The following is a 7761-nucleotide window of genomic DNA, read 5'->3' as shown; positions in this document are numbered from 1 at the left end:
GTTAAAAACATTGTACCGTAAAAGAGGCATTCATTTGACCTTTTTGCTTTTACACAATTATATGGACTTTATCAAATAAAAGCTCAGGGATATATTCTCCATTTTCAAATCTATCTAAGAATTCCTTCTCTTCCTTTGTAAGAACCATCAAATCAGAAATGTACTCTTTGACAAGCTTCTTAGCTGATTCCAGCTCAAAATCATCTTTTCTTTTAATTACTGGAAGGAGATCCGTTTTAATCTTTCTCTGGGTGATGGAATCTATAGCCTTGGTGTCAAAGGTCTTATTAATGTCTTTAGCAGATACGGCAGCATAGAATACAACGCACTTTCTCAGCAATTCTTCCTCTGATTCGTCAAACAGACCAAAATGGATCATGTTTCTAGCATCATATAAATCTCTAGCTGCAGCTCTACTTAATAGTGCATTTATCTTACTTCCGTATATCTCAATTGGAGCTAAGGACTTCACCTTGTATTCACTTGAGAAATGCTCAGTGATGATTGGTCTTTCCTCGGCTTCAAGTACATGAGATCTCAGAGAGTAGTTGATTTCAATTATAATGTTATCTCTATTCCCACTGGCTCCCATGTAATCATAGACCCAGGAATCAAGGCTATGGGGATTCTTTGTCTTAGGATTCTTTGAATATCCCTGGGAGACCATATAGCGATCAATGGTAGTGTTAATGACTTCTCTGCTCTCAAGCATTTCTTCTCTGCTGTTGGTAATTAAATAATCCAAATCTATATCTACCGAGAGACGTGGCAAATTGAAAATTGTTAGATTAATAGCCGTCCCACCCTTTAATGCGAGACTATCCTTTAAGATTGGATTTGTATTAAGATACTCCAAAATATCTGCAAGTCTTGTCACCTTTTCTAATGTATCCCTGACAAAGCCAAGCTCCTCTGCTTTTTTCCCTAAATATATAATATCGTAATTAGACAAGTATATCGCCTCCTTGATTTATTTCAAATAACCCTTCCGGCACCATCAGTTCCCACTCGTTATTATAATAGCTATCGTCCTTTGCTTCACTAACCAGGTACCTTCTACTCTTTCCTATCTTGCTTTTACAATAATCTATAAACGCTTTTGAAAGCTGCATCTCTTTTTTGTAATGGTCCAGAAGATATCCTACTCTTTGATAAAGCCCCTGGGTATCATATATAGAAAGATAGTGTTTTAGCTTTTTTTCATCTAGGTAATGGATTCCTTCTAGGCAATTCAGCAATTCTTCAAAGCCGCCTATTTTATTGAAATCTCTTATGCTATCCACCACAGTTCTCTCTAAATCTGTCATTTTAACACCGGTAGTATTTTTAGCTTCAACTACTCCATCTTGCATTCTGGAAGCTACATATTTGTAGGTTACGTTGTCATATTCAAAATGATTAAACTTAGTTTCTGATGAAACATAGACCTCATAATACACTTGATTCGCCAGGCCATAATATTCAAAGGCACTGTGGTGAGATATATAGGCAGTGTCAGTTATGGCGCAGGCTATTTGATATCGAGTAGCTACTACCTGCCCTGTTGTTGGATTGACTACAGAGTAGATATTTTTTCGTATCTTTTTGACAAGCCCCTTTTTCATTAATCGGTCCATCTGAGAATAAGCTGTTTTCTCGTTTCCAGTAAGTTTCTTAACATCTTCTATGGAGAAAACAGGATATTTCGCTAGTTCAGTATAGACATTCACGTTCCTCACCTCTTTTTTTACTTTTGGAATGTTTTTCTCCATATTCAAAGAATAACGTTCCATTATTAAAACATTATGCCCGTTTCAAACGACAATATTCATCTTTTTTTAATTTTAGCACGTTATTCTCTATTTGTAAAGAAAATCGTTCTATTATTAAAAAAATCCTATTTGAGACCCAACATTCGGAGCCATTTCCATTTTCGCTCCGTTTGTTTGAAATAAAAAAAAAACCACTAAGTAGCTTGATGACTTCTATCAGGCGACTCAGTAGGTTTCAAATTTTTATTTTGTTTTCATCGGAAGCTTCCAGTGCTGTTTACGGTTATCTTTTGTAATCCAATTAATGCCGATACTCAGCTGATACTCGATCACATCATCCAGAAGAAATGTCCCTGACTTTATCAGCCTTGTAAAAATATCACCTCTAAAAGGAACTCTCTTCTTCTTAGGATTAAATTCCTCTAAAGTCATCAGCTCTTTTTTAAACCACTTTAGTTCCTCTTTTATATCTTTCACCTTTTCCTGCCGATCTTCAAATTCTCCAATCTTACCGTGGAGTTCCATGATATAACCCGTCATCGCTTTAATTGCCTTTGTATCTTCCCCATGTTTCTTTCCATCTTCTACTATAGCATAAAGGCTCTGGTAACAATTTTCAATTTCTATTTCAAGCTTTTCAAGCTACTTTAATTCATAAGGATTTAAGTCAATATCCTCTAAAGCTTCATTTACTAATTCCGTCAGCTTTTCAGATTTTCTCATTTCCAGTAGCATTGTCATAAAAGTATGCTCGATGTTTTCTTCTCTTATTCCTTTCTCATTACAATTATCTGAATGGTTTTTCATTGTTGCTGCTCTACATCGCCAATAATGCTTTTCTACTCCTCCATGACCTGGAATATGAATAATTGGGCAGCCGCAAACTCCACATTCAAATAACTTGTAGAACTCTTCTCTATTATGTGGTTTTTTTCTCTGTTTTGCTCTTGAGTTATCTTGGATAAATTCCTGGACCTTATCCCGCTTATCTTTTTTAATAATGGCATCATGATTATCTTCAATATAATACATTGGGAACTCACCATTATTCGGTACTCTTTCCCCAGAAATTGTGTCGCTGGTGTAGTGTTTCTGATACCTAGATTCTACGTGTGAGACATCGAAATAGCCCTTAAAGCAAGCTGTAATAATGATTAAGCCAAAACCGATCTTTCACCCATTGGGTGAAAGAAAACAATAGCAGAAAGATACTATTTATATGTTTTTTGCCTTGCTCATTGGGTAAGAATATAGCAATAGAAACGCTGCGAGCAATCTGGTGATATGTCAAGGAAAGATTTTTAAAGCAAACAAACAAAAAGATTAAAGAAAGGCAACACAAATAAAACCTATGGTTTTTAGGAAAAAACAGGTAAAAGAGTAAAGATATTTTATTGTATCTATCCAACTTTATCGTTGGAGTAGATTTGATTTTTAGTCAGCAAGCCAAAAATCAGACGTACTAATTTACGAGATGTAAGTGCGAGTGCTCTTTTGTGTTGGTGAGTAGTTACCTCACCGTGCTTCTTAAGGTAAAACTCTTTGTACTCTGGGATATTGTTTCTAACACTATTAGCAGCCTCAATTAAATAATATCTAAGGTATTTATTACCGGTCTTAGTCATTCTAGTATCATCAGCAGAAAAGTCACCAGACTGATTGACCCTCCAAGTAAGACCAGCATACTTAGCTAATGCATCATGGGAGTTGAAGGAAGTAATGGTACCTATTTCAGCTAGGATACCGCTAGCCAAGACCGGACCAATACCCGGAATAGAAGTAAGCGACTGATACTCCGTAGTGTTAAGCCCTTTAATTGCCTTTGTAATGGCTTTGTCAATAGTTTTGACTTCATCGTCGAAGGCCTTGATAACATTAAAAGACGAAGCAATAGAGGTGTTCAAAGGCTCATACAGAACCTTGTCCAAGCGGTAAGAGTCTCTAGCAGCCTTTTGGAGCAATTCAGCAGTCTTCTGAGGATTACTAAAGCGATTTTTGCCCCTAGTAGATACAAATGTTACAAGCTCCTCGATAGAGGAATAAGTAATATCATCCAAGGAAAGGAATTCAGTTAATACGGCAGCAGAAGTGGCACCATAAGTATTAGAAAAAGGTTGATCATCCTTATCTAATACAGCTAACTCACTAAACTTCAAATAAATATTAGAAACCATATAGGCCTTTTCCCTAGTAATACATTCAACTAGATGAAGCCTATGCCTAGAAAGCCGTTGCAAAGCAAGAAACTGAGCTCCTCGCCATGGCTCAGATTTGATTCTTCCACATCTAGCAAAGTCAGCAATAACAAAAGCATCTAGAGGATCAGTTTTATCCATATCCACAAAAGACTTTCTGTAATTAGCGACAGACTTGGGGTTAAGACAATATACAAGGGGCTTAAAAAACAGTAGTTCTTCATTGGAAGAAAGGAAGTTAGCAATATGAGTGCTGTAAAAAGAAGTTGATTCCAAAGCAATAACAACATGGTTTAGGCTATTAGAATTTAGGCAGTCTATGATGCTGACTAAAATAGATTCGGCACCAGGCTGATTATTCAGAGCCTTTAGGTTAAGAAGTTTATTACCTTGAAAATCTAGAGCACACAAAACATTGGTTTTGGAACTTACGTCAATACCAACGAATAAAGTAGACATAAAGTTTTTCACAAGATCACCACCTTTCATAGAAAAGTAAGATTGAACAATTAGTAAAAGAGATATCCCAATCTTAGAAGCTGACTGCAACCTCGCACTATTAGCATTCACCTTTGAAAAATACCTTGCTGGTGGCTAGTCAAAGGGATGCAGCATCTGAGTAAGCAGGATATGACTCCTAAGTCAGGAAGCATGCTTCGCAAGCAATAACCTTTTGGTTTTGCAAGGAGAAGAAGAATTATCCTTCGCTAATCATTCTTAACTATAGATTAACATTGGGATATCTCAATTTGAAGGGAAAATAAAAAAGTATGTTACAAACCCTAGGAATTAAGGGTCTAAACATACTATACGAGGAGATGGCCTATGATTAATAAAATTGATTTTAATGCTAAGAATCTAACCTCAAATGCAGGACTTTTCCTTCTGCTAGAGAATGTAAAAAACAATGCCATTTTTGAGATGATTGAAAATAATCTCATCTTTGAGAGTGACTCTGTAAACAAAATCAAAATGAATCATATTAAGACCATGCTCTGTGGACATTTTATAGGTATAGATAAGCTAGAACGTTTGAAGCTCTTAAAAACCGATCCGCTCGTTCGTGAATTCGATATTTCTGTAAAAGAACCTGAAACAGTATCAAGGTTCTTGGGGAAATTCAACTTTAAGACAACACAAATGTTCAGAGAAATCAACTTCAAAGTATTCAAAAAACTACTGTCTAAAAGCAAACTGACATCCATCACTATTGATATTGATAGCAGTGTTATAAACGTAGAAGGCCATCAAGAAGGTGCTACCAAAGGATACAATCCTAAAAAGCTAGGCAACAGGTGCTACAATATCCAGTTTGCATTTTGCGACGAATTGAAAGCATTCGTCACTGGGTTTTTTAGAAGTGGCAATACTTACACTGCAAATGGTGCTGCTGAACTGATTAAAGAAATCGTAGCTACCCTGAAAAAAGACGACTTAGAAATTTTATTTCGAATGGATAGTGGTTACTTTGATGAAGAAATCATTGAAACAATCGAGTCTCTTGGATGCAAATACTTAATCAAAGCAAAAGCTTATTCAACACTTACATCTCAGGTGGCGGATTTATCCATTCCATTCGTTAAGGATACAGAAGGTAGAGAAACTACAGAATTGTTTACGAAGTTAGATAAGTGGGAGAAAAAAAGAAGATTTGTAGTATCTCGCGTACTAAAACCAGAAAAAGAGAGAGCGCAATTATCACTTTTAGAAGGCTATGAGTACGAGTATTTTTTCTTTGTGACAAATACAAAATTGCTGTCAGAAGCGGTGGTTATCTCATATGAAAAGCGTGGGAACGCTGAAAATTATATCAAAGAAGCTAAATACGACATGGCAGTGGGTCAACTTCTGCTAAAATCATTTTGGGCAAATGAAGCAGTCTTTCAAATGATGATGTTATCATACAATCTGTTTCTGTTATTTAAGTTTGACTACCTTGCCGTGTCTGAATACAGACAGCAAATCAAAACATTCCGTCTGAAATACGTGTTTCTTGCTGCCAAAATTATTAAAACGGCTAGGTCTGTCATTATGAAACTGTCTGAAAAATTTCCTTATAAGGAAGTGTATGAAAAATGTTTATGTTGAGTTTTGAAAAGAATGTCCTTAATATTTCAGGTCTAATGTTGCTTCAATAAGGGGCTTATTAAGCGCTTTCAAAATCAAGTGCTATAAGAGTATTAGAAATGATTTTGTTGAAAGGGGGTGCATGATATGTTAAAATGTAGAAGCAACTACTTGAATTCTTCGTAGGTTCATCGGAAATATCGATGTTTAATGGTTTTCGTAAAGCGACGTAGATTTTAGGTAATAATAGATAATTTTACAAATTTAAACTAACAAAAATAAGGAGTGTGTAAAATGATTAAAATTAAAAAAATTGGAGCATTATTGTTAGCAGCCATAATGGTATTTTCCTTAACTGCATGTGGAAATTCAGGTGAAGATAGTGAAGATTTATTAATTACATCTGTTGGAGAGGTTAATGAAGTTGAAAATACTGTTGTAAAAGTGATGGAGGCGGAAGAGAGTGAAAGTGAATTAGATATCAAATATGCTATCTTTACAGATGGGAATATAGTTCTTAAAAACAGTGCACAGGTTAAAGGTGATGTTGCAGCAAAAAGTGTAGACATAGGAAATAATGCAAAAATATTAGGAGATGTAGATCTTAAACCTGAAACTAAATATGAAGAATTTATTTTTCCTGATATACCCCTAAATGATTCCAAGGAAAAGATTGAAATTCCAAACAGTGGTAGATATACTATCAATTCAAGTGCTAGCTATAGGGAGATAGATATTAAGAATAGTGGAGTATTAACAATTGATGCAAGTAATAGTGACATCCTTCTAAATGTTAGAAAATTAACAGTTGGTAATAGTGGCAAGGTAATAATTAAAGGGAGCAATAAGGTTACTTTCTATCTTGAGGATACTGATTGGAATAATTCATCTTCACTAACTTATGAAAGTAGGGGAATAGATACAGCTACTGTAGACATCTACCATTATGGAAATAAAAAAATTGATCTAGGAAATCGCGTTGAGGTTAGCTTTAATTTGTTTATAAAAGAAGCGGATTTGAATTTAAAAAATAGCAGCGCTTTAAGAGGAAATGTATTTAGTAATGGAAGAAAAGTGGATGTTAATAACTCTGTTAATTATAAAGGCCTAATTTATGCGGTAAAGGCTAATGTCGATATAAAAAATAGTGGAAGAGTTTACGGAGCGATTGTAGCAAACCAAGTAGAATTAGGAAACAGTTCTTATATAGAGTATAATGAAGCCTATATAAGTGATTTATTCAGGTGGGAATAAAACCACCCAATACAAACCAGGATATTATAAATAGAGGTGAGCTATGAAAAACCAAGATGGATTTTCCTTAATAGAAGTGCCCTTGATGTTTTATATAAAAGAGACGACGGATATCATGAGATAAATACCATAATGCAAGAGATAGATCTTTCTGATAAGCTGATCTTTATAGAAAAGGATAAAGGAATAACCATAGAATGTAACAATAAGTCCCTACCAACAGACTCACGGAATTTAGTATATAAGGCTTGGGAAGCACTTAAGAATGCCACAGGAATAGATAAGGGAATTCATATAAAAATAGACAAGAAAATCCCCTTAGCAGCAGGTTTAGCAGGAGGAAGTTCTAACGCTGCAACAACCCTAAAGGTATTAAATGAGCTTTGGGATTTGAAGCTATCCCAAGAAGAACTAATGAAAAGCGGTAATGGCTCCAACGACTAATAGCGCCAAGCCAATTAAGATTATACTAAACTGATTTGTAGCAGTGGCAG

At 35.3% G+C, this 7761-nt stretch carries 8 protein-coding genes; 3 read left to right on the top strand and 5 right to left on the bottom strand.

Annotated elements, in window-relative coordinates; all coding sequences use genetic code 11:
• Window positions 1-49 precede the first annotated feature (49 nt).
• From ABD814_RS00040 to ABD814_RS00020, 5 genes are all read right to left on the bottom strand, one after another.
• Window positions 50-952 (bottom strand): nucleotidyl transferase AbiEii/AbiGii toxin family protein, encoded by a 903-nt coding sequence (locus ABD814_RS00040; protein ID WP_344909174.1) that lies wholly within the window; start codon window positions 950-952, stop codon window positions 50-52.
• Window positions 945-1757, bottom strand: a complete 813-nt coding sequence (locus ABD814_RS00035; protein ID WP_486303626.1) for a type IV toxin-antitoxin system AbiEi family antitoxin domain-containing protein — start codon at window positions 1755-1757, stop codon at window positions 945-947. Before ABD814_RS00035 ends, ABD814_RS00040 begins: the two co-directional genes overlap by 8 nt.
• Before the next feature lie 237 nt (window positions 1758-1994).
• Entirely contained in the window at window positions 1995-2291 is a 297-nt protein-coding gene (locus ABD814_RS00030; protein WP_344909172.1) for a hypothetical protein, read from the bottom strand.
• Window positions 2292-2393: 102 nt separating this feature from the next.
• Window positions 2394-2783 carry a recombinase zinc ribbon domain-containing protein gene (locus ABD814_RS00025; RefSeq protein ID WP_344909170.1) on the bottom strand — a complete coding sequence of 130 codons (390 nt, stop codon included), beginning with the start codon at window positions 2781-2783 and terminating at the stop codon, window positions 2394-2396.
• 368 nt (window positions 2784-3151) lie between these two features.
• Window positions 3152-4417 (bottom strand): IS110 family RNA-guided transposase, encoded by a 1266-nt coding sequence (locus tag ABD814_RS00020; RefSeq protein ID WP_344909168.1) that lies wholly within the window; start codon window positions 4415-4417, stop codon window positions 3152-3154.
• 354 nt (window positions 4418-4771) lie between these two features.
• Here ABD814_RS00020 and ABD814_RS00015 point away from each other — a divergent pair, with 354 nt between their 5' ends.
• The 3 genes from ABD814_RS00015 to ABD814_RS00005 all read left to right on the top strand — a co-directional run bounded on the left by ABD814_RS00015 (window position 4772) and on the right by ABD814_RS00005 (window position 7711).
• A complete protein-coding gene (locus ABD814_RS00015; protein ID WP_344909166.1) occupies window positions 4772-6034 on the top strand; it encodes an IS1380 family transposase in 1263 nt (420 codons plus the stop codon).
• A 273-nt stretch (window positions 6035-6307) separates the two neighbouring features.
• Entirely contained in the window at window positions 6308-7267 is a 960-nt protein-coding gene (locus tag ABD814_RS00010) for a DUF7305 domain-containing protein (protein ID WP_344909164.1), read from the top strand.
• A 36-nt stretch (window positions 7268-7303) separates the two neighbouring features.
• Complete coding sequence (locus ABD814_RS00005) at window positions 7304-7711, top strand: 4-(cytidine 5'-diphospho)-2-C-methyl-D-erythritol kinase (protein ID WP_344909162.1); 408 nt, start codon at window positions 7304-7306, stop codon at window positions 7709-7711.
• The last annotated feature ends 50 nt before the right edge of the window (window positions 7712-7761 follow it).

It is taken from the genome of Amphibacillus indicireducens, assembly GCF_039539605.1.
GTDB lineage: Bacteria > Bacillota > Bacilli > Bacillales > Amphibacillaceae > Amphibacillus > Amphibacillus indicireducens.
This window is presented reverse-complemented; position numbering and strand designations above follow the sequence as displayed.